The organism is Nonomuraea sp. NPDC050643 (genome assembly GCF_040654715.1).
Classification (GTDB): domain Bacteria; phylum Actinomycetota; class Actinomycetes; order Streptosporangiales; family Streptosporangiaceae; genus Nonomuraea.
The window spans coordinates 160,454-181,303 of sequence record NZ_JBFAIM010000013.1 but is presented as its reverse complement, the minus strand read 5'-3'; the positions used below and the strand labels follow the sequence as shown (position 1 = coordinate 181,303).

Annotated in this window: 19 protein-coding genes; 10 read left to right on the top strand and 9 right to left on the bottom strand. The window is 70.1% G+C overall.

What is annotated here, in order from left to right; genetic code table 11:
* Window positions 1-60: 60 nt before the first annotated feature.
* From AB0I15_RS19420 to AB0I15_RS19405, 4 genes are all read left to right on the top strand, one after another.
* Complete coding sequence (locus AB0I15_RS19420; RefSeq protein WP_358096895.1) at window positions 61-978, top strand: ATP-binding cassette domain-containing protein; 918 nt, start codon at window positions 61-63, stop codon at window positions 976-978.
* Window positions 975-2,486: a hypothetical protein gene (locus AB0I15_RS19415; RefSeq protein WP_358096892.1), complete on the top strand. Its 1,512-nt coding sequence runs from the start codon at window positions 975-977 to the stop codon at window positions 2,484-2,486. Before AB0I15_RS19420 ends, AB0I15_RS19415 begins: the two co-directional genes overlap by 4 nt.
* Window positions 2,483-3,205: an ABC transporter permease gene (locus tag AB0I15_RS19410; RefSeq protein WP_358096889.1), complete on the top strand. Its 723-nt coding sequence runs from the start codon at window positions 2,483-2,485 to the stop codon at window positions 3,203-3,205. The genes AB0I15_RS19415 and AB0I15_RS19410 overlap by 4 nt, the downstream gene beginning before the upstream one ends.
* 125 nt (window positions 3,206-3,330) lie before the next feature.
* Window positions 3,331-4,020 (top strand): L,D-transpeptidase family protein, encoded by a 690-nt coding sequence (locus tag AB0I15_RS19405; RefSeq protein ID WP_358096886.1) that lies wholly within the window; start codon window positions 3,331-3,333, stop codon window positions 4,018-4,020.
* Here the strand turns inward: AB0I15_RS19405 and AB0I15_RS19400 are convergent.
* The 5 genes from AB0I15_RS19400 to AB0I15_RS19380 form a co-directional block, all read right to left on the bottom strand.
* Window positions 4,017-5,408, bottom strand: a complete 1,392-nt coding sequence (locus AB0I15_RS19400; RefSeq protein WP_358096884.1) for an FAD-binding oxidoreductase — start codon at window positions 5,406-5,408, stop codon at window positions 4,017-4,019. The two genes, AB0I15_RS19405 and AB0I15_RS19400, sit on opposite strands and share 4 nt — an antisense overlap.
* Window positions 5,409-5,492: 84 nt before the next feature.
* The gene (locus tag AB0I15_RS19395) at window positions 5,493-7,121 is read right to left on the bottom strand and encodes an NADH-ubiquinone oxidoreductase-F iron-sulfur binding region domain-containing protein (protein WP_358096881.1); all 1,629 of its coding nucleotides are present in this window, start codon (window positions 7,119-7,121) and stop codon (window positions 5,493-5,495) included.
* A gap of 28 nt (window positions 7,122-7,149) precedes the next feature.
* Window positions 7,150-7,977, bottom strand: a complete 828-nt coding sequence (locus AB0I15_RS19390) for a ferric reductase-like transmembrane domain-containing protein (protein WP_358096879.1) — start codon at window positions 7,975-7,977, stop codon at window positions 7,150-7,152.
* A 65-nt stretch (window positions 7,978-8,042) separates the two neighbouring features.
* Window positions 8,043-9,503: a DUF1996 domain-containing protein gene (locus tag AB0I15_RS19385; RefSeq protein WP_358096877.1), complete on the bottom strand. Its 1,461-nt coding sequence runs from the start codon at window positions 9,501-9,503 to the stop codon at window positions 8,043-8,045.
* Complete coding sequence (locus AB0I15_RS19380) at window positions 9,500-10,144, bottom strand: DUF4142 domain-containing protein (RefSeq protein ID WP_358096875.1); 645 nt, start codon at window positions 10,142-10,144, stop codon at window positions 9,500-9,502. Before AB0I15_RS19380 ends, AB0I15_RS19385 begins: the two co-directional genes overlap by 4 nt.
* 118 nt (window positions 10,145-10,262) lie before the next feature.
* On the opposite strand from AB0I15_RS19380, the gene AB0I15_RS19375 reads away from it, so the two are divergent.
* From AB0I15_RS19375 to AB0I15_RS19360, 4 genes are all read left to right on the top strand, one after another.
* Window positions 10,263-10,808, top strand: coding sequence for a sigma-70 family RNA polymerase sigma factor (locus tag AB0I15_RS19375; protein ID WP_358096872.1), 546 nt, complete (start codon window positions 10,263-10,265; stop codon window positions 10,806-10,808).
* Entirely contained in the window at window positions 10,808-11,005 is a 198-nt protein-coding gene (locus AB0I15_RS19370; protein ID WP_358096869.1) for a zf-HC2 domain-containing protein, read from the top strand. The genes AB0I15_RS19375 and AB0I15_RS19370 overlap by 1 nt, the downstream gene beginning before the upstream one ends.
* A gap of 84 nt (window positions 11,006-11,089) precedes the next feature.
* On the top strand, window positions 11,090-11,899 hold the full coding sequence (locus AB0I15_RS19365; RefSeq protein ID WP_358096866.1) for a tryptophan 2,3-dioxygenase family protein: 810 nt from the start codon (window positions 11,090-11,092) through the stop codon (window positions 11,897-11,899).
* Between the two features lie 38 nt (window positions 11,900-11,937).
* Window positions 11,938-16,812, top strand: a complete 4,875-nt coding sequence (locus AB0I15_RS19360; RefSeq protein WP_358096863.1) for an NAD-glutamate dehydrogenase — start codon at window positions 11,938-11,940, stop codon at window positions 16,810-16,812.
* A gap of 20 nt (window positions 16,813-16,832) precedes the next feature.
* Here the strand turns inward: AB0I15_RS19360 and AB0I15_RS19355 are convergent, their stop codons facing one another.
* From AB0I15_RS19355 to AB0I15_RS19345, 3 genes are read right to left on the bottom strand one after another with little or no spacing between them, the layout of a single operon-like run.
* A complete protein-coding gene (locus tag AB0I15_RS19355) occupies window positions 16,833-17,315 on the bottom strand; it encodes a Clp protease N-terminal domain-containing protein (RefSeq protein ID WP_358096860.1) in 483 nt (160 codons plus the stop codon).
* Window positions 17,312-17,545: a hypothetical protein gene (locus AB0I15_RS19350; RefSeq protein WP_358096857.1), complete on the bottom strand. Its 234-nt coding sequence runs from the start codon at window positions 17,543-17,545 to the stop codon at window positions 17,312-17,314. Before AB0I15_RS19350 ends, AB0I15_RS19355 begins: the two co-directional genes overlap by 4 nt.
* A gap of 45 nt (window positions 17,546-17,590) precedes the next feature.
* Window positions 17,591-18,607, bottom strand: a complete 1,017-nt coding sequence (locus AB0I15_RS19345; RefSeq protein ID WP_358096855.1) for a hypothetical protein — start codon at window positions 18,605-18,607, stop codon at window positions 17,591-17,593.
* Between the two features lie 47 nt (window positions 18,608-18,654).
* Between AB0I15_RS19345 and prfB the strand changes: the two genes are divergently transcribed.
* Window positions 18,655-19,770 carry a peptide chain release factor 2 gene (prfB, locus tag AB0I15_RS19340; RefSeq protein ID WP_358096852.1) on the top strand — a complete coding sequence of 372 codons (1,116 nt, stop codon included), beginning with the start codon at window positions 18,655-18,657 and terminating at the stop codon, window positions 19,768-19,770.
* On the opposite strand, the gene AB0I15_RS19335 is transcribed toward prfB, so the two are convergent.
* The gene (locus tag AB0I15_RS19335) at window positions 19,756-19,947 is read right to left on the bottom strand and encodes a hypothetical protein (RefSeq protein WP_358096850.1); all 192 of its coding nucleotides are present in this window, start codon (window positions 19,945-19,947) and stop codon (window positions 19,756-19,758) included. The genes prfB and AB0I15_RS19335 overlap by 15 nt on opposite strands.
* A 202-nt stretch (window positions 19,948-20,149) precedes the next feature.
* On the opposite strand from AB0I15_RS19335, the gene ftsE reads away from it, so the two are divergent.
* Window positions 20,150-20,839 carry a cell division ATP-binding protein FtsE gene (ftsE, locus tag AB0I15_RS19330; protein WP_358096847.1) on the top strand — a complete coding sequence of 230 codons (690 nt, stop codon included), beginning with the start codon at window positions 20,150-20,152 and terminating at the stop codon, window positions 20,837-20,839.
* The last annotated feature ends 11 nt before the right edge of the window (window positions 20,840-20,850 follow it).

Here is a 20,850-nt window from a genome sequence, read left to right as displayed (position 1 = left end):
GGCGGAGATCGCTCGCCCGCGTGACGATCGCGCGGCCGCCGCTGCCTAGGCTCGCTGGGCATGGATGCGACCATTGAAGTCAGCGGGCTGCGCAAGCGGTTCGGGCGGACGCTCGCGCTGGACGGGATGACGTTCAGGGTGCTGCCCGGGAGGGTGACCGGCTTCGTCGGGCCGAACGGGGCGGGCAAGTCCACGACGATGCGGGTGGTGCTCGGGCTGGACGCTCCCGACGAGGGCCGCGCGCTGGTGGGCGGGCGGCCGTACCGGAGCCTGCGCGACCCGCTGCGGCACGTCGGCGCGCTGCTCGACGCCGGAGCGCTGCAGCCGAGCCGCAGCGGGCGCGACCACCTGCTGTGGCTGGCCCACTCCCAGGGGCTGGGCGCCGGGCGGGTGGACGAGGTGCTCGGCCTGGTCGGGCTGGCCCCGGCGGCGCGGCGGCGGGCGGGCGGCTACTCCCTGGGCATGCGCCAGCGGCTCGGGATCGCCGCGGCGCTGCTCGGCGACCCGCCCGTGCTCATGCTCGACGAGCCGTTCAACGGGCTCGACCCGGAGGGCATCGTGTGGATCCGCGGCTTCCTGCGGGAGCTGGCCGCCGAAGGCCGGGCCGTGCTGGTCTCCAGCCATCTGATGAGCGAGCTCGAAGACGGCGCCGGCCATCTCGTGGTGGTGGGCCGCGGCCGGGTCGTCATGGACGTCGGGGTGGCCGAGCTGATCGCCGGGGCCTCACATGACCGGGTGACGGTGCGTACCTCGGCGCGGTCGCAGGCCATGGCGGCGCTCGCCGGCGCCGGGGCCACGGTGGCCGCCGGCGACCGGGAGGCGCTCGTCGTCTCCGGGCTGCCCGCCGACCGGATCGTGGCGGTGCTCGGTGCGCGGGCGGTGCCGTTCTCCGAGGTGAGCGCGCATCGGGCGACGCTGGAGGAGGCGTACCTGGATCTCACCAGGGACGCCGCCGAATTCCGCGGGGCGGCGCGATGACCCGGCTGCTGCGGGCGGAGTGGACCAAGCTCAGGACAGTACGCGGCTGGATGGCGGGCCTGGTGCTGGCCGCGTTGCTCATCGTGGGGTTCGGCGCCCTCTTCGCGGCCGCCGGCCACTCCTCGTGCAGCCGGGGCCCGGTCGAGGTGCCCTGCCCCGTACCGCCCCTCGGCCCCGACGGCCTGGCGGTGGAGGACCGCTTCTATTTCGTCCACCAGCCCCTGGACGGCGACGGGACGATCACCGCGCGGGTGGCCTCCATGAGCGGCCAGATCCGCCTGCCCGACGCCACCCCGGGCGTCAGGAACGTGGTCTCCGGCCTCGTGCCGTGGGCCAAGGCCGGTGTGATGATCAAGGAGAGCACCGAGCCGGGCAGCCCGTACGCGGCCGTGCTGCTCACCGGCGCCCACGGCGTACGGATGCAGTACGACTACACCGAGGACCTGGCGGGCGCCGGCCCCTCAGGCGCGCCCCGCTGGCTGCGGCTGACCCGCGCCGGTGAGACGATCACCGGCGAGGAGTCGCCCGACGGCGCGCGCTGGACCAGGGTCGGCACGGCCCGCCTGCCCGGCCTCCCGGCCCGGGTGCGCGTCGGCCTGTTCGCCGCCTCCCCGGGCGACATCCGGGTGACCCCGAACACCCTCGGCGGCTCCGCCGCGTCGTCCCGCTTCGCCGAGGCCACCGCGCTCATGGACGGGGTGAGCGTGCGGGGCGCGGCGACCGGCGGCGCCTGGAGCCGCGACGACGTCGGCGCGGAGGTGAACCCCGACGGCAGCGTGCACCATCCGGGCGGGCTCGTCCGCAACGGTGAGGAGTTCGCCGTCACCGGAACGGGCGACATCGCCCCGAACACGACGCAGAGCACCATCGAGCGCTCACTGATCGGCTCGCTGGTCGCGCTCATCGTGGTCATCGTGGTCGCGGTGCTGTTCGTGAGCACCGAGTACCGGCGGGGGCTGATCCACACGACGCTGCTGGCCGGCCCGCGGCGCGGCCGGGTGCCGGTGGCCAAGGCGGCGGTGGTGGGCGGGGTCACGTTCGTCCTCGGGCTGGCCGCCACCGCCGTCACGCCCGCGCTCGCGCGCCGGATCGGGCGTGGCAACGGCGTCTACACGCTGCCGGTGAGCACGTTCACGGAGCTGCGGGTGGTCGTGGGCGTCGCGGCGCTGCTCGCCGTGGCCGCCGTCTTCGCCCTGGCTCTGGGGACGCTCTTCCGGCGCGGCTCGATGGCGGTCGTCACGGCGATCGTCACGCTCGTCGTCCCGTACGCCCTGGCGATCGCGTCCATCGTGCCCGACGAGGCCGCGCGGTGGCTGCTGCGGCTCACCCCGGCCGCCGGTTTCGCGATCCAGCAGAGCCTCCCGGAGTACGCGCACGTCACCGGCCTTTACGCGCCGGCCGCCGGGTACTTCCCGCTGCCGCCGTGGGCCGGCTTCGCCGTGCTGTGCGCCTACGCGGCGCTGGCGCTGGGGCTGGCCGCGTACCGGATCGAGCGGAGGGACGCGTGAGACGGGAGCTCCGTGCCGAGTGGACGAAGCTGCGCACCGCGCCGGCCGCCTGGTGGCTGCTGCCCGGCGTCGTGGCGCTGACCGTGGCCGGGAGCGCCGCCGCCGTGGGGTTCACGACGTGCGCGCCGGCGGGATGCGGCCACGACCCGGCCCGGGTCGGCCTCTTCGGGGTCCAGCTCGGGCAGGGGCTGGTCGCGCTGCTGGCCGTGGTGGCGGTCTGCGGCGAGTACGGCACGGGGATGATCCGGACCACCCTGACCGCGATGCCCCGCCGGGCCGTCACGCTGGCCGCCAAGGCGGGGGTTCTCACGGGGGTGACGCTGGTCGCGGGGACCCTGGGCGTGCTCGGGTCGGCGGTGGCGGGGTTCCTGTCCGGTGGGTCCGCCCTTCCGCCGCGCGCCGTTGTCGGGTCCGTGCTCTATCTCGCGCTGATCGCCCTGCTCGGCCTGGGCGTGGCGACGGTCGTACGGGACTCGGCGGCGGCCACCGGGGTCGTGCTCGGCTTGCTCTACCTCTTCCCGATCGCCATCCTCATGATCAGGGACGAGGACCTGCGGCTCCTGCTGTGGAAGATCTCGCCGGTGAACGCCGGGCTGGCCGTCCAGGCCACCACGGACGTCCTGCCCCTCGGCCCGTGGGCCGGGCTCGGCGTCCTGGCGGCGTGGGCCGCGGGGGCGCTGCTGTGCGGCGGGCTGCTGCTGCGCCTGCGCGACGCCTGACGAACTCGGTCCGGTCACTGCCTATTTTTCGGCATTTTGAGTGATTTGCTAATGGGGCTGCGGCTTTGCTTGACAAAAACTCTTTATGAGATGGAATTCACGGCGTTCTGGGTACGCGTTGATTCATGAGGAGAATGCTTTCCGGAATTGCCGCCTGCGCGATCGGGCTGCCGTTTCTGTTCACGTCGTCGGCCGCCGGGGCGGACGCTTTGGTGCTGCGGCCCGGCGACCGCGGCGAGGACGTCAAGACGCTGCAGCGGCGGCTGCACGCCGGCCACTACTACTTCGGCAGGATCCACGGGGTCTACGACGAGCAGACCAAGTTCGCGGTCTGGGCCTTCCAGAAGAACCGGCGGCTGATGCCGCAGGGCGAGGTCGGGCCCAGGATGTGGGCGGCCCTGGAACGGCCGGCGCGCAAGCGGCCACTGGTGCCGGGCGGCGGCTCGAGCCGGGTCGAGATCAACCTGCGCGACCAGCTCCTCACCGTCTTCCGCCACGGCCGACCCGTGCTGATCTCGCACATCTCGTCCGGCGCCGAGGTCAGCTACTGCGAGAACGGCCACTGCGGCAACGCCATCACGCCGGTGGGGGACTTCCGCGTCACCACGCGCTCGCCCGGCTGGACGACCGGGCGGCTGGGCTCGATGTTCAACTCGCTCTACTTCGTGGGCGGCATCGCCATGCACGGCTCCACGAAGGTGCCCCTGCGTCCGGCCTCCCACGGCTGCGTACGTGTCCCGCTGACGACGTCGCAGCGCCTGTACGAGCTGGTGAAGGTCGGCGAGCCCGTGTACGTCCGGGGCAAGGTCGTCTAGAAGCCCTGCGGCAGCCGGAACAGCCGGTCGGGGTCGTAGGTCGCCTTCACCTCGGCCAGCCGTGCCGCGTTGGCGCCGTAGTAGGCGTTGCGCCAATTCCGTAAATCTTGATCAATGTAATTCACATAGGCGTGATCGCCGAAATATCGGGACATGTCGGAATGGATTCCGCGCAACCATCCCCGGCCCATGCCCTCGTTGTAATACTGCACGCTATAAAGCGCCGCCCGATGCGCGAACGCCGTGGCCGTCGGCGCGATCCGGCCGATCGCGCCTCCCATGGCGTCCAGCAACACCGAATGCCGCCCGCCGCGCTCCATCCCGTCCACCAGAGCCCGCACCCCGTCCGCCGGCAGCGCCCGGTAGGCCAGGTGCGACTTGGCCGAGAACGCCGTCCGCGGGATCCGCCGGCACTCGGCCACCGACATCGACGAGCAGCCGCCCATGATCTTCATGGCCTCCAGGTGCGACACCGTGCGCACCGAACGGGACGACGGCCGGCCCACCTCGGCGACGAGCGGGGCCAGCAGCCGGCCCAGCGCCGCCTTGCGGCCCGCGTAGGCCCCGACGATCTCCACGCCCAGCCCGCCCGCCGAGCGGGTCAGGTGCAGCGACGACCACAGCTCGTCCGGCGCCGACGGCCCCCACGACTGCCACGCCCGCACCGCCGCCCGTGCCTTGGACCACGGCCAGCGCAGGAAGAAGACGGTGAGGTCGCGGGCCTCGTGGGTCCGGAAGGTGAAGGACACCGCCACGCCGAAGTTGCCGCCGCCACCGCCCCTGCAGGCCCAGTAGAGCCCGGCGTGGTGCCGGGCGTCGCAGGTCAGCAGGCGGCCGTCGGCGGTGACGACGCGTACGGACTCCAGGACGTCGCAGGTGAGGCCGTGCCGCCTGGACACCACGCCGAGCCCGCCGCCCAGCGTGAGGCCCGCGATGCCGACGGTGGGACAGGTGCCGGCGGGAACGCTCACGCCGTGGCGCGAGAGCCGGTCGTAGACGTCGATCAGCTTGGCGCCCGCGCCGACCGTGGCCCGGCCGCGGGCGTAGGAGATCGCGTTCATCCTGGACACGTCGATCACCAGCCCGGTGCCGGTGGACCAGCCCGCGTAGGAATGGCCTCCTGAACGGGAGGTCACCGGCACGCCGTTGGAGCGCGCGAACGCCAGGGACGCCGAGACGTCCGCCGCACTCGCGCAGTAGGCGACCGCGGCGGGCCTGATCCGGTCGTAGGCCGGGTTGTACAGGCGGCGGGCGGCGCCGTATCCGGCGTCGCCCGGCAACACGAGTGTGCCCGCGAGCCGTCCCCGCAGCCTGGCCCAGACGGGCGGAGGCGCGGAGAGTGCCAGCGGGGCGAGTGCGGCGGCGTGCAGAAAATCACGGCGGTCCAAAGCGCCTCCCCGAAGATCGTGGACAACCATCGATGAGACGCGTGGGAGATCCGCCGGGTTGGTCACATCTCCATCACTTCCGGATCACCCGGCCGTCCCTCCGACTTTCGAGATCCGGGGGACGCCCAGGCGCGCGAGGCGCGGCGTGCTCTCCCCGGACTTCTTGAGCGTCCCGTCCTTGACCAGCCGCAGCGGCGAGGCCGCCGGCTTCGGGCCCGGCCCGTGGCCGTCCCCGGTGGTCTGGGCCAGCCTCAGGGCCAGCGCCGGGCACATGTCGACGGCCCGCCGCGCCTCCTTGGCCATGAAGGCCGGGATCTTCCTGAACGAGGGGAACCCGTAGTCGTCCAGGTCCACGAACTCCGGCAGCAGGTGCGCGCACAGCCCGTGGCCCACGCAGCGGGACCAGTCGACCTCCAGCCGGTATTCGGCCTCGGCCTCGTGCTCGGGCATCGGCAGCACGCCGCGTACCGGGCGGCCGCAGGAGCCGTGCTCCAGGTGGGTCGCGATCTCGGTCTCGAACGCGTCCATCGCCGACAGCACGAACTTGGCCGTGCCGTCGGGGTGGAAGCAGGCGCCGCGGCGCTCGACGACGCGTACGGAGCGGCGTACCGCGTCCACCGAACCCGTGCCCTCGACCAGGGCGTTGACGGCCCTGGCCATGTCCGGCAGGCCCAGCCGGCACGGGCCGCACTGGCCCGCCGACTCGGCCGCCAGATAGGACGCGACCCGGGCGGCCTCGCCCAGCGGGCACGTGGTCTCGCCGAGCGGGACGATGATGCCGGCCCCCAGCGTGGCCCCGGCCGCCTTCATGCCCTCGCGGGAGATGACGGCCGTCTGGGCGGCCTCGGCGGACAGCCACGCGCCGTGGTAACCGCCGATGAGCACCCCCTCGCCGACATCCGCCTCGCACAGGGCGAGGACGTCGGCGAGCAGGGCGCCCGTGGGTGTCTCGATGACGGCGCCGTGGGCCGCGCCGCCGCTGACGGTGAGCAGGATCGTGCCCGGCTCCTTGCTGGTGCCCACCTCGGCGTACTTCTCGGGGCCGTACTCGGCCAGCAGTGCGAACTGCGCGTACGTCTCGGTGTTGGACAGCAGGGTCGGCAGCCCGTCCACGCCGCTCGTCGCGGCGCGCTTCTTCCTGCCGGGAGGAATGCCCTCCTCCCCGTTCACGGCCTTGACGAGCGCGCCGCCCTCGCCGGAGATGAACCGCTCCTTGATCCCGACCACCCTGATCGGGATGCGGCTCTCCGCACCGCCCGCGATGTTGGCGGCGCGGCGCTCGGCCACGGCGGCGTTGACGGACGCCTCGGCGACCTCGCCACCGGCGGTGGCGAGGACGACCTCGCGGGCGCCGAGCGCCTCGGCGGCCAGCACCGCGCCGTCGAGCACCAGGTGGGGGTTCCGGGTGAGCATCATGGCGTCCTTGGAACTGGCCGGCTCACCCTCCGCCCCGTTGATGAGGACGACGCAGTCGCCGCCCTTCGCCGCGTCGGCGACGGCCCGCAGCTTGCGCGCGAACGGGAACGCCGCGCCGCCGCGGCCGCGCATGTCGACCTCGTTGGCGTAGGCCATCAGCTCGCCCAGTTCCCGCGGCTCAAGGACGCCGTGGAGGGTGCGGTGGGCGGGCAGGTCGAGGCGCCGGCAATGGTCCAGCCCGGCGGTCAGCCGGGCTGGACCCATGCGCAGCACCCGTGGCACTCGAGCCGGAATCACGGTCGCTCCTGGGTAGCTGCGATCAGGCTCATCCGGCCTCCCGATATCTGCGCCGAGCCTCCGCGAGGCTCACGGGTGCGTTGCCTTGGGCCGCCGCCACCCCGGCGGGAACCGGAGCCTTCTGCGGCCGTTCCACTGGTACGCCCGCGGCGGCGGCGGAGGTCACCGCGGGTCCTACGACCACTTCGGGTACGACGGGCGGCCGGCGCAGCGAGGCCAGCACGCGGACGATCAGCGCGCCGCCGACCGCCGCCATGCTGGCCACGTACGACCAGGCCACCCAACCGGCCGGCGGACGGCCGGCCGTCAATCCGTGCATGATGCCGACGGGCCAGGCCAGGTAGGCGGCGGAGTGGAGCACCCGCCAGATCCATGGCCTGTTCCGTACGGCGAACCGCCCCCGGAGCATTCCTGTCACCACGGCCACGATCATCAGATCGAAGGCCAGCGTGCCGAGCGCCACATAGAGCCCGGCCACCGGCACGACGGCCGCCCCCAGCGGCACGTGCCCCAAGCTGATCATCAGGGTGATGTGCGTGATCAGGTAGCCCAGCCCGATGAGCGCGGTGGCTCGGTGGGCGAGCTGGGCCCTGACCCGGTTGGCCGGTGACAGGAAGACGCGTTCGGTGGTGATCAGGCCGAGCGCGACGGTCGCGGTCAGCAGCACCAGGGCGAACACGCCCGCGTAGAACTCGAGGAAGCCGACCCCTTGGCCGAGCATCGCGATGCCACGCTCCGTCCTGGTCAGCGCGAACGCCGACAACAGAATGGCCATGATCGCGGCGCTCGCCCCCAGCCGGAAACTGCGGGAATCCAGCTTGGTGGGGGCGTGCCGGGGGTGTCGTCTGTGGAGCATCAATTCCCTCCAAGGTCGGGTGAGGGTGCGACTCGGAAGGCTGGGCGCCTGTGAGGGCGTTCAGGTCAGCAACGGCGGCCCCGGTTGATGCAGGAGACGACGGTCTGCATCAGCCGGTCTGGCATGACGTTGGCGAAGTCGGCATGGTCGGTCACAGGGTTGTGCTTCTGCTCCGGGAAGGCGTCCAGGGCGAATGAGGGTCCCTGCGGCACGGTGTACGACAGGGTCATGCGGAGTTGCGGAACTGCCCTGGTGCCCTGGGGGCAGGCACCGTTCTGATCAGGGAAGACGATGTGGGTCCGGTGGTTCGCGCTATCGGTGTTCTGACCGTCCCAGCAGCTGGGGAAGTCCAGAATACGGAGGACTTGGCTGCCGCGCGGGCAAAGCGGGTATTTGTCCGGAGTTACACGGTTCTGGAAGCCCGAGCAGCTCCAGGCGGCGCGGGCGTTGGCGGTGCCGTTCGTGGCCGCCTTGGCGTCACCGGTGATCACCCTGAGGAACCTCGGCATGGCGACGACCCTGGAGGAGGCGTTGCCGCGGAACTGGAGCGTCACGTTGCGGGCGCGCAGCACCTGGCCGACGTTGCCGTCGGGGTCGGCGGAGTTGGCGTCCGACTTGCGGTCTCTGAGCACCGGCCAGAAGTACGTGGACTTGTCGCCCTGCCGGCAGGTCGTCCCCGCGGCGTCCAGGCTCTCGTCGGTGGAGAACGCGTCCGTCGACAGGTTGCCCACGTAGTCGTGCAGGTGGTGGGCCCCGTTGCTCACGCCGGGGGCGACGATGAAGTTGTCCGGGTTGTTGTGACCGTTACGGTTCGTGCCGCACTGGGAGACGAACGAGCCGCGCGAGCCGTTCCTGCCGAAGCGCGGGTTCAGCAGACCGCCGTTGCCCTGCACCTGGCGGATGTCGACGAAGTCCTCGGGGAACGGGCCCAGGTCGGCGCACTCTTCCTCGGCGCCGCCGGTCGCGGTCGGGGAGGGCGAGGGGCTCGGGCTCTGCGTCGGGCTCTGGCTCGGCCGGGGGCGGTTGTTCCCGCGCCGCGAGAACGTCGAGGCGCTCTCCTCCGGCTGGGCGGCGTCGGCGTCAGGGTCCTGGCCCTGGCCTTGGTCCTGGCCCTGGTTCTGCCCTTGGTCCTGGTTCTGACCCTGGTCCTGCTGCTGTCCCTGGTCCTGGTCCTGCTGCTGCCCCTGCTGGTCCTGGTTCTGGTCCTGCTGTCCCTGCTGGTCCTGTTGCTGACCCTGGTCCTGGTTCTGGCCCTGGTCCTGGTCCTGGTCCTGCTGCTGGCCTTGGTCCTGCTGCTGTCCCTGGTCCTGGTTCTGGCCCTGGTCGTCCTGGCCTTGCCCCTGGTCCTGGTCCTGCTGGCCCTGCCGGTTGTTCTGCTGTGCCTGAGGTGACTGCGTGGCCTCCGCCGGGTCGCAGTGGTCGGCGATGGCCGGGGTTGCGACTCCGATGACGGCCGCGGACACCAGTCCGCCTGCCGCTATGGCCAAAGCGGACATGGCCGCGGCCATGCGTCTGGATCTCCTCATGTGTGTCTCCTAGTATCGACCGCCATTGCGACGGGTGGAGCGGGTGCTGGCGTCGGGGGTTCGGGCAGATCGTTGTGGTTCACCAGACCGGTGGACTCCAGGTACGACATGTGGCGCATGACGTAGTTGATGCCTTCGGAGGCGAACTTCCTGATCTCTGAGTTGCGCGTCCCGGACCGGACGCCCGCCACGACGGTGAAGACCTTTCCGTGCGCGGCACGCAACAGGTTCGCGAAGTCCTTGTCGAAGGCCGGCCCGCTCTCCGCGGCCAGCTGCGCCATCCAGCGTTGCTGGTCGGCGTTGGGTTCGTCGGGCAGGGCGACGCCGAGCTTCTTGGCGACCTGACGGGTGATCAGGTCGAGCTCCATGTGCTCCTTGTTGATGAGCCTGCCGACTTCCTTGACTCGCTGGGACTCTGCGCGCGTCTGGGCGTACTCGCCGACGGGCATCTCCCAGAGGCCCGCCTGACGTACCTTGACGAGCAGGTCACGGTCGGCGGCCGTGAGAGGCCCCGATGACGTCTGCGTCCATTGGGCCGCCGCGGGATCGATGGACGGCGGCATGACCAGCGCGATCGTCGCTGCCGCGGCGACGACGAAGCCGCCGAGCATGAACATCTCGCCGCGCAAAAGCCTGTGCATGGTCGGAGGTACGTGGGTACCCCCGGCAAGGTTCAGGCTATGGCCGGAGATAGTTAGAAATGACTGGAGTTATCGGAGTGGCTACCGCTTGGATAACGAAGGTGTAAAGATGTGCCCCGTGCTAGGTCACCTCGACGGCAGGTTCGAGAGTGCGGATGCCGAGGCGGAGCATCGCATTGCGGTGCTTTACCAGGAGTTCGGCGGCCCTCTGCTGCGACACGTCCGCAAATCCACAGGTAACGACCTTCAGTGGGCCGAAGACGTGGTGCAGGAGACGCTCGTCCGGGCCTGGCGGAACTCGGCAAGACTGCAATGGGAACCGAGCCTCATATGGGCGTGGCTGCTTACAGTGGCCCGTCGCATAGTCATTGACGGACGTCGGCGGAAGAGTGTCCGACCTCAGGAGGTCGAGCCACCCGAAGTCGACATGATGGCGGTGCCGGACGGCTCGGAGCGGGCGTTATCGGCGATGGTCGTCGCTGACGCCCTCCGAAGCCTGTCCGAAGAACACCGCGAAGTGATTGAGCAGACTTACCTCCGAGACCGTACGATAAGTGAGGCGGCGGCGATTCTGGGGATCCCGCCGGGCACGGTGAAGTCCCGGCTCTACTACGGGATCCGGGCTCTCCGCGAACTGCTGCGGGACAAGGGGGTAGCCGGCTGATGCATGACGGGGTGGCCGCCTATGTCCTCGGTGTCCTCGACGAAGAGGAGCACGAGGCGTTCGAACGCCACCTCGATACGTGCGAGCAATGCCAGGCGGAGCTCATCGAGCTTGCCGAGCTGCCGGATCAGCTCGACGAGCTCAAGAACGCCCCCTCCACCTCAGGCGACGATCCCCCGATGTCGATGTCACGTTGACGTCTATGCCCTTTTCGGGTGGTATCGGTACGGCGAGGCGTTGCGCCCGGTCCCGCGTGACCGGGCGGTCAGGGGGAGGTGTTCATGGGCGGCATCGACGGTGATGCGCCCGGGCCCCCGCGTCGGCGGTTCGGCGAGGAAGGTGGCCGGCTGTCGTACGGCGGCTACCTTCGCCTGCCCGAGCTCCTCGCTCAGCAGCAGCCGCAGTCGCAGGCTCCCGACGAGCTGCTCTTCATCACCATTCACCAGGTCTACGAGCTGTGGTTCAAACTGCTGCTCCACGAGCTGGAGGCGGCCCGTGACGCCATGTTCGCGGGTGAGCTGTGGCTGGCCAGGCACCTGTTCAAGCGGGTGCACGCGGTCGAGCGGGTGCTGGTCGAGCAGATCGAGGTCCTGGAGACGATGACGCCCCAGGACTTCCTGGAGTTCCGCGCCAAGCTGGCGCCCGCCAGCGGCTTCCAGTCGGTGCAGTTCCGCGAGCTGGAGTTCCTGTCGGGCCGCAAGGACCCGGCCTATCTCGGCAAGTTCCGGAACATCAGCGAGGAGGAGCTCGCCAGGCTGCGCCGCAGGCTGGCGGAGCCCACCCTGTGGGATGCTTATCTCGCCGCCCTCTCCCGGCGTGACCTCGCGGTCTCCGACGACGAAGAGACCATGGACTCGCTGCTGGCCGTGGCAAGGGATCGCGGGTCTCACGACGACCTGTGGCAACTCGCCGAGGACCTGCTGACGCACGACGAACTCGCCGCGCTGTGGCGTATGCGCCATGTCCAGATGGTCGAACGCCAGATCGGCACCAAGTCGGGCACAGGAGGCTCGACGGGCGCCCCTTACCTGCACAGCAGGACGGGCATGCATTACTTCCCGCTGCTGTGGGATCTAAGAGCCAGGCTATGAACGGTCCTGGCGAACCCTCACAAAGGAGTGAGAGCGAAATGCCGCTCGACGAGGCCAAGGATGAGCTGCTCCAGCGAGCCGCCGAGAGTTGCGCGGTGAGCAGCGAACATGTGAGCACCGAGGAGGCTCTGTCCTTTCTTCGGTTCTACTACCGGCATGTCGCACCGGAGGACCTGCTCGCCCGCAACCCCGTTGACGTGTACGGCCCCGCGATGTCCCAGAGACGGCTCGCGGAACTCCGCCCCCAGGGCAGGGCGGTGGTCCGGGCCTACACCCCCACGCTCGACGAGAACGGCTGGGACCCGGGGCACTCGGTCGTCGAGGTGGTCACCGACGACATGCCCTTCCTGGTCGACTCGGTCACGATGGAGCTCGACAGGCACGACCTGGGCATCCACCTGGTGGTCCACCCCCAGATGCGGGTCCGCCGCGACATGACGGGCCGGATGCTCGGCCGGGGCCAGGAAGACGTCACCGGCCAGATGCTGCTCGAGTCCTGGATGCACATCGAGGTCGACCGGCAGGGCGACCCCGAGGCGCTCAAGGAGCTCGAGGCCGACCTGGAGCGGGTGCTCAACGACGTGCGCCACGCGGTCGAGGACTTCAGGAAGATGCGGGCGCTGGCCGTACAGACCGCGGAAGACCTGAGCATGAACCCGCCGCCGCTGGAGCCCGCGGAGGTCGAGGACAGCATCGACCTCATGCGCTGGCTCGCCGACGGGCACTTCACCTTCCTCGGCTACCGCGAATACCGGCTCGAGGAGAGCGACGAGGGCGAGACGCTGCGCGCGCTGCCCGGGGCGGCGCTGGGCATCCTGCGCGACGACAAGGTCGGCTCCGAGAGCTTCGCGGCGCTGCCCGCCGAGGTGCGGGCCAAGGCGCGCGAGAAGCATCTCATGATCATCACGAAGGCCAACTCCAGGGCCACCGTGCACCGGGCCACCTACCTCGACTACATCGGGGTCAAGCTGTTCTCGCCCGAGGGCGAGGTGGTCGGGGAGCGGCGCTTCCTCGGCCTGTTCACGCACGTGGCCTACAACGAGTCGATCTCCAGGATCCCCGTGCTGCGGCGCAAGCTGGGCGGCGTGCTCGACCAGGCCGGCCTGGCGCCCGACAGCCACGACGGCAAGGACCTGATCGAGATCCTCGAGACGTTCCCGCGTGACGAGCTGTTCCAGACCTCGGTCGAGCAGCTCCTGCCGATCGCGCTGGGCGTGCTGCGGCTGCGCGAGCGCAAGCAGGTCAAGCTCTTCCTGCGGCGCGACGACTACGGCCGTTACATCTCCTGCCTGATCTACCTGCCGCGCGACCGCTACACCACCAAGGTGCGGCTGAAGATGCAGGAGGTGCTGATCAAGGCCCTGGGCGGCGCGTCGCTCGACTACAGCGCCATGATCGGCGAGTCGGTCCTGGCGCGGCTGCACGTGGTCGTGCGGGGTGCGCGGGGCAAGCAGCTCCCGCCGCCGAGCGTGGACGTGGAGGAGCTGGAGGCCCGCCTGGCGGCCATCACCCGCTCCTGGGAGGACGACCTGGCCGCCGCGCTGGGGGAGATGACCTCCGAGGTCGAGGCGCCCGCGCTCATCCGCCGGTACGCCTCCGCGTTCCCGGAAGGTTACAAAGCGGACTTCCCGCCCAAGGTGGCCGTGGTCGACCTGCGTCGGCTGGAGCGGCTCGTCGAGGACGGCGACGGCGAGCGGGTCGAGATCAACCTCTACGAGCCGTACGACGCGACCGAGGGGGAGCGGCGGCTCAAGATCTACAAGGTGGGTTCGCCCATCTCGCTCTCCCACGCGCTGCCGCTCATCCAGCGGCTCGGCGTGGAGGTCGTGGACGAGCGGCCCTACGAGATCGACCGCGACAACGACCCCGCCACCAAGAACGCCTGGATCTACGACTTCGGGCTGCGCTACACGCCGTCGGAAGAGGTCGACAGGAACGACTTCAAGCGGCTCTTCCAGGAGGGGCTCACCGCCCTGTGGAAGGGCCGGGTGCAGGCCGACGACTTCAACGCGCTCATCCTGACCGGCGGGCTGACCTGGGAGCAGGTCGAGATCCTGCGGGCGTACGCCAAATACCTGCGCCAGGCCGGCAGCACGTTCTCGCAGCTCTACATGGAGCGGGTGCTCAGGGGCAACGTGCGCCTGGCGCGCCTGCTCGTCCGCCTGTTCGAGGCCAAGCTGGATCCGCGGCGGGGCGAGGACGTGCGGGTGGACCTGGTGGAGGCGCTCAACGAGGAGATCCTCGGGGCGCTGGACGAGGTGGCCTCGCTGGACGAGGACCGCATTCTGCGGGCGTACCTGGAGATGATTCAGGCGACATTGCGCACCAACTACTTCCAAACGGTGGATGGAGAGCGCAAACCGTACATTTCGCTCAAATTCGATCCGCAGGCCATCAGTGTGCTGCCGTTGCCGCGGCCGAAGTTCGAGATATTCGTGTACTCGCCCCGGGTCGAAGGTGTGCATCTGAGGTTCGGGAAAGTCGCGCGGGGTGGTTTGCGGTGGTCTGACCGAATGGAAGACTTCCGTACGGAGATTCTTGGTCTGGTTAAGGCACAGATGGTGAAAAATACCGTTATTGTGCCGACCGGGTCTAAGGGCGGATTTGTCGTGAAGCATCCGCCAAAGTCCGGTACGCGGGAAGACATGCTCGCCGAGGGCGTGGCCTGCTACCGGATGTTCATCTCCGGCCTGCTCGACGTCACCGACAACCTCGTGGACGGCAAGGTCGTGCCCCCGCCCGACGTGGTCCGTCACGACGGCGACGACACCTACCTCGTGGTCGCCGCCGACAAGGGCACCGCCACCTTCTCCGACATCGCCAACAGCGTGGCCAAGGAGTACGGCTTCTGGCTCGGCGACGCCTTCGCCTCCGGCGGCTCGATCGGCTACGACCACAAGGCCATGGGCATCACCGCCCGCGGCGCCTGGGAGTCGGTGAAATACCACTTCCGGACCACGGGCCTCGACGTCCAGAGCACCGACTTCACCGTGGCCGGGATCGGCGACATGTCGGGCGACGTGTTCGGCAACGGCATGCTGCTGTCGCAGCACATCCGGCTGGTGGCCGCGTTCGACCACCGCCACATCTTCGTGGACCCCTCACCCGACCCGGCCCGCTCGTTCGCCGAGCGGCAGCGGCTGTTCGAGCTGCCGCGCAGCTCGTGGGAGGACTACGACACCTCGCTGATCTCGCCCGGCGGCGGCGTCTTCCCGCGCACGGCCAAGTCCATCCAGATCCCCCCGCAGGTGCGCGAGGCCCTGGGCATCGCCCAGGGCGTCACCTCCATGGCGCCCAACGACCTGATCAGCGCCATCCTGCGGGCCCCGGTGGACCTGCTCTGGAACGGCGGCATCGGCACCTACGTCAAGGCCGCCACCGAGTCGCACATCGACGTGGGCGACAAGGCCAACGACGGGCTCCGGGTCAACGCCTCCGAGCTGCGCTGCAAGGTCATCGGCGAGGGCGGCAATCTGGGCTTCACGCAGCTCGCCCGCATCGAGTTCGCGCTCAACGGCGGGCTGGTCAACACCGACTTCATCGACAACTCGGCCGGGGTGGACACCTCCGACCACGAGGTGAACATCAAGATCCTGCTCGACCAGGTGGTGCGCGACGGCGAGCTGACCGACAAGCAGCGCAACCAGGTCTTCACCTCGATGACCGACGAGGTCGCCGACCTCGTGCTGCGCGACAACTACGCCCAGAACGTGGTCCTGGCCGCCGCCCGCGCCCAGGCGGTCGAGATGCTCCACATCCACGCCCGCTACCTGCGCAAGCTCGAACGCGAGGGGCTGGTCAACCGGGAGCTGGAGGCTCTGCCGTCCGACAAGACGCTGGCCGAGCGCCGCCAGGCCAGGCTGGGGCTGACCGCGCCGGAGTTCTCGGTGCTGCTGGCCTACACCAAGCTGGTGGTCGACGCCGAGATCCTCGGGTCCGACCTGCCCGACGACCCCTACCTGGCGTCGTGGCTGGTGTCGTACTTCCCGTCGGCCCTGCGGGAGCGGTTCCGCACGTACATGGACGAGCACCCGCTGCGACGGGAGATCATCACCACCTGCGTGGTGAACGAGCTGGTCAACTCGGCGGGCACCACGTTCATGTACCGCTTCGGGGAGGAGACCGGGGCCTCGACGCCCGACATCGTGCGGGCGTACCTGGTGGCGCGTGAGGTGTTCGACCTGCCCAGCTTCTACCGGGCCGTGGAGGCCCTGGACAACAAGGTGGACACGGCGACCCAGATCGCGATGCTGCTGGAGGCCAGGAAGCTGGCCGAGCGCGGCGCCCGGTGGCTGCTGGTCAACCGGCGTCCGCCGCTCGACCTGGCCGGGTCCGTGAACTTCTTCATGAAGGGGGTCAACGGGCTGGTCGGCCACGCCCACAAGCTGCTGACCGGGCCCGACCTGACCGCGTACGAGGAGCGCCGGGACGCCTTCGAGGCCAGAGGAGTGCCGCTGGAGCTGGCCGAGCGGGCCGCGGCCATGGTGCCCGCCTACTCCACGCTGGACCTGGTGGAGGTCGCCTCGCTGACGGAGCGGCCGGTCAACGAGGTGGCGGAGGTCTACTTCGACCTGGCCGACCGGCTGCAGCTCGCCCGGCTGCGGGAGCGCATCATCGCGCTGCCCAGGGACAACCGGTGGAACTCGATGGCCCGCTCGGCCCTGCGCGACGACCTCTACGCCGCCCACGCCTCGCTGACCCGCGACGTGCTGGCCCACAGCACGCCGGGGCTGTCACCGGAGGAGCGGCTGGCCAGGTGGTCGAAGGCCAACTCGGCGGCCGTGTCGCGGGCCAGGCAGACGCTGTCGGAGATCTGGGAGAGCGACAACTTCGACCTGGCCACCCTGTCGGTGGCGCTGCGCGCCATCCGTACCCTGGTGGCCGCCAGCAACCTTCCGCACACGGAGGCCTGACCGCACACCGAGGCGCGCCGTCACCAGCTTTCGGTGACGGCCGCCTGCCGTGCCTGCCGCATCAGCTCCTCGCGCTCCACCCCGGCCAGGGTGAGGGCGCGGGGGACGGTGCCCACCTCCGCCTCCAGGACGCCGAGCAGCAGGTGGGCGGGGCGCAGGTCCTTCTTGCGCTCCGCGTTCGCCAGGCCGCGTTCCAGGGCCAGCCGGGAGGATGCCCCGACGCCCGGGTGGCGGCCGGGGTCGGCGCTCGGCCGCGGGAGGTCGAAGGCCGACAGCGACACCCCGGCCGCGCTCAGGCTGTGCTCGAACTCCCGGTCCAGCGCCTCGCGGATCGCCCGGCGGTCGAGGCCGGACGCGGTCAGGACGGTGTGGGCGGCGGTGCCGGCCTGGGCCGCGATCGCCAGCAGCAGATGGCAGGCCTCGACGGCCGCGGAGCCGTCCGCCCGCGCCTCGGCCTCGCCCTGCTCCATGACGGCCTGGAGGTAGTGATCGATCGCGCTCAATGCCGTCTCCTCAGCGTGACACCGGCCGCGATGAGCCGCTTGGCGTGCTTCTTGTGGACGGCCTGCCGCGTGACCCCGAGGGCCTCGGCGACCTGAGGCCAGCTCCAGCCGGCCCGCATCGCCTGCTCGACCGCGGAGTCCTCCAGCCGGTCGGCCAGGCGGCGCAGCGCGGCCACGGCCGCCAGCGCGTCGGCGGGCTCCTGCGGGGCGGGGATGTCTTCAGCCGGCATGACGGCACCGTACGTGACCGGTTCCACGCCAGTCAACTTAGGTTGCTAATCGCCGATCGCTCGCGTGAGTGCGCTGTCGTGGGCGATCACCGCGGCGGGCGCGGGGGCGCTGAGCGGGGGGACGGCGGTGGCGTACTGGTGGATCTCCGTGAGCTTGAGGCTGCGCGGCACCGAGGCGTCGGTGAGCGCCCAGGACGCCTCCTTGGGCACGGGAATGATGTACGACTCGTCTGTCATGTTCTTCGTCGTGGTGTTGCGTGACAGCGAGTATTGGATCAGTGCCCCGCCGTCGGCCGTGCGCAGCCCGTAGACCGGGTAGTTGTCGGCGCTGAAGATCGAGTCGTAGCTGAGCCCGTCGACCTTCGACTGCGCCCGCAGGGTGGCGATCTGCTCGGCCACCTCCGTCGTGTAGGGCCCGTCGGCGACCAGCCCCGCCGTCACCCCGGCCGTGCCCGTCTCGGCCACGCTGGCGTGCACGGGCCCCATGTACTGCGGGCTGATCGTGACGGTCTTGTCGTCGGGCGGCACCGGCGCGGCGTAGCCGTCGGCGTCGAGCTTGATCTCCGGCAGCCGCTGCCCCGGCAGGAGCTCGGCCGCCGAGCTGAGCCGCCAGGCGTCGGACTTGGCGAACGTCAGCAGCGTCGGCCGCCCGTCACGCGTCGCCAGCGCGCTGAACCAGGGGGCCTTCTCGCTCTGCGGGAACCTGGGGACATAGAGCGTGGGCGCCCCCCACCGGTAGCGGTGCGGCGCGAAGCCGGTGGACAGATAGGCCGCCACGGTGAGCTGCGCCTGCCCGCCCGTCATGAGGTCGGACGCCAGCACCAGGCGGCCGTCCAGCTCGTTTTCCACCCGCAGCCTGTTGTCGGTGAGGGTGATCCGCGTGAACGCCTCGGCCGCCTCGGCCCGCGTGACGGCGAGCTCGGCGGGCGGGGGCGACGGGGTCGCCGTGGGCGCGGCGGCGGACCTGGTGGACGCCGGCTGGACGTCGCCGGTGCAGGCGGTCACCGCGGCCAGCAGGCCGGCGGCGAGCGCCAGCACCTTCCGCCGACCGTAAGCACGCACCTCGCCATGTTATTCGGGCCCGCGACGGTCGCGTACCCTTGGGAGACGTGGCAGGCATCGATCCGGCAGAAGAGATCAACGAGCTCGCGGGCACGCTCCGCAGCATCCAGGACGTGCTCGACCTCGACGCGATGCGCAAGCAGATCGCTGAGCTGGAGCAGCAGGTTGCCGCGCCCGATCTATGGGACGACCCCGAGCAGGCTCAGAAGGTCACCAGCAAGCTCTCCCATCTCCAGGGCGAGCTCAACCGCGTCGAGGGCGTCGCGCGTCGCCTCGACGACCTGACCGTCCTCTACGAGCTGGCGGCCGAGGAGGGCGACGACGACACGCGCGCCGAGGCCGACAAGGAGCTCGAGACGCTCAAGACCGACATCGGCGCCCTTGAGGTCCGCACCCTGCTCTCGGGCGAATACGACGCCCGCGAGGCGCTCGTCACCATCAACTCCCAGGCCGGCGGCGTCGACGCGGCCGACTGGGCGGAGATGCTGCTGCGGATGTATCTGCGATGGGCCGAGCGCAAGGGCTACGGGACCGAGGTCTACGACACCTCCTACGCGGAGGAGGCCGGCATCAAGTCGGCCACGTTCACGATCAAGGCCCCCTACGCCTACGGCACGCTCAGGGGCGAGCACGGCACCCACCGGCTGGTCCGCATCAGCCCCTTCGACAACCAGGGGCGCAGGCAGACCTCGTTCGCCGGGGTCGACATCGTGCCGGTCGTCGAGCAGACCGACCACATCGACATCGTCGAAGACGACCTGCGCATCGACGTCTACCGCTCGTCGGGCCCCGGCGGCCAGGGCGTCAACACCACCGACTCGGCGGTGCGCATCACGCACCTCCCGACCGGCATCGTGGTGTCCTGCCAGAACGAGCGCTCCCAGCTCCAGAACCGCGCCTCGGCGATGAACGTGCTGCAGGCCAAGCTGCTCGAGCGTAAGCGGCAGGAGGAGGCGGAGAAGATGTCGGAGCTGCGCGGAGCCACGACCACGTCGTGGGGCACGCAGATCCGCAACTACGTGCTGCACCCCTACCAGATCGTGAAGGACCTGCGCACGGGCACGGAGGCGGGCAACCCCTCAGCGGTGCTCGACGGCGACCTCGACGAGTTCATCGAGTCGGAGATCCGCTGGATGCGGCGGCAGGAGTCAGAGACCGCTTAGGTGCTCGACCGCCAGGGTCAGCACCAGCAGGGCGACGAGGAGCAGGGCGAGGAGAGCGGGTGACAACCCGGCGAAGCCGTGGTTGTGCATCCGCTCTCTGTTGGCGCGGCACAGGGGGCAGCGTCCCTCGATCACGGGGTGGGCGCACTGCGCGCATACGAGGTGTTCACAACTCATGACAGCCCCAAGTCTAGCCGCACAATCGTTTTGTTTCCGTTATGGACGTTCCATGCCAGTCTTCCCCCTAGACTGTCGTCTGGCCAATCGGAACGTCGATCATCAGTAAAGCCGACGCCCCCGATCGGTCGGCGGCGGGAAGTGGGCATGTGCCACCCTCGCTTCCGTCCTGACCCCTAGACTGGCATGCCGTGATGCTCTCGTGATCCATTTCGATAATGTCACCAAGGTCTACGTGAACCAGAACCGGCCCGCCCTCGACCACGTATCTGTAGACGTGGACAAGGGCGAGTTCGTGTTCCTCGTCGGTCCTTCGGGATCAGGCAAGTCGACGTTTCTGCGTCTGGTCCTCAAGGAGGAGCGGCCCAACTCCGGTGCGATCCATGTCGCCGGCAAGGATTTGGCCCGCCTCTCCAACTTCAAGGTGCCGCACCTGCGCCGCCGCATCGGCTGCGTGTTCCAGGACTTCAGGCTGCTCCCGAACAAGAACGTCTACGAGAACGTGGCGTTCGCGCTCGAGGTCATCGGTAAGCCCCGGCGGTTCATCCGCAAGGTGGTGCCCGAGGTCATCGAGCTGGTCGGCCTGGAAGGCAAGGCCCACCGCATGCCCGACGAGCTGTCCGGCGGCGAGCAGCAGCGCGTCGCCATGGCCCGCGCGTTCGTCAACCGGCCCATGATCCTGCTGGCCGACGAGCCCACGGGCAACATCGACCCCGCGACGAGCATCGGCATCATGAAGGTGCTCGACCGCATCAACAGGACTGGCACCACGGTCGTCATGGCCACGCATGACGCGGCCATCGTGGACTCCATGCGCAAACGCGTCGTGGAGCTGGAGGACGGCAAGATCGTCCGTGACCAGTCGCGTGGCGTGTACGGCCAGGCGTACTGACAGGGAGCTGC

Bases quoted from the DNA above. Each gene is read 5' to 3' on its own strand.
- AB0I15_RS19420 (WP_358096895.1), top strand. From the start codon at position 61: ATGGATGCGACCATTGAAGTCAGCGGGCTGCGCAAGCGGTTCGGGCGG.
- AB0I15_RS19415 (WP_358096892.1), top strand. From the start codon at position 975: ATGACCCGGCTGCTGCGGGCGGAGTGGACCAAGCTCAGGACAGTACGC.
- AB0I15_RS19405 (WP_358096886.1), top strand. From the start codon at position 3,331: ATGAGGAGAATGCTTTCCGGAATTGCCGCCTGCGCGATCGGGCTGCCG.
- AB0I15_RS19390 (WP_358096879.1), bottom strand. From the start codon at position 7,977: ATGCTCCACAGACGACACCCCCGGCACGCCCCCACCAAGCTGGATTCC.
- AB0I15_RS19385 (WP_358096877.1), bottom strand. From the start codon at position 9,503: ATGAGGAGATCCAGACGCATGGCCGCGGCCATGTCCGCTTTGGCCATA.
- AB0I15_RS19380 (WP_358096875.1), bottom strand. From the start codon at position 10,144: ATGCACAGGCTTTTGCGCGGCGAGATGTTCATGCTCGGCGGCTTCGTC.
- AB0I15_RS19370 (WP_358096869.1), top strand. From the start codon at position 10,808: ATGCATGACGGGGTGGCCGCCTATGTCCTCGGTGTCCTCGACGAAGAG.
- AB0I15_RS19365 (WP_358096866.1), top strand. From the start codon at position 11,090: ATGGGCGGCATCGACGGTGATGCGCCCGGGCCCCCGCGTCGGCGGTTC.
- AB0I15_RS19360 (WP_358096863.1), top strand. From the start codon at position 11,938: ATGCCGCTCGACGAGGCCAAGGATGAGCTGCTCCAGCGAGCCGCCGAG.
- AB0I15_RS19350 (WP_358096857.1), bottom strand. From the start codon at position 17,545: ATGCCGGCTGAAGACATCCCCGCCCCGCAGGAGCCCGCCGACGCGCTG.
- AB0I15_RS19335 (WP_358096850.1), bottom strand. From the start codon at position 19,947: ATGAGTTGTGAACACCTCGTATGCGCGCAGTGCGCCCACCCCGTGATC.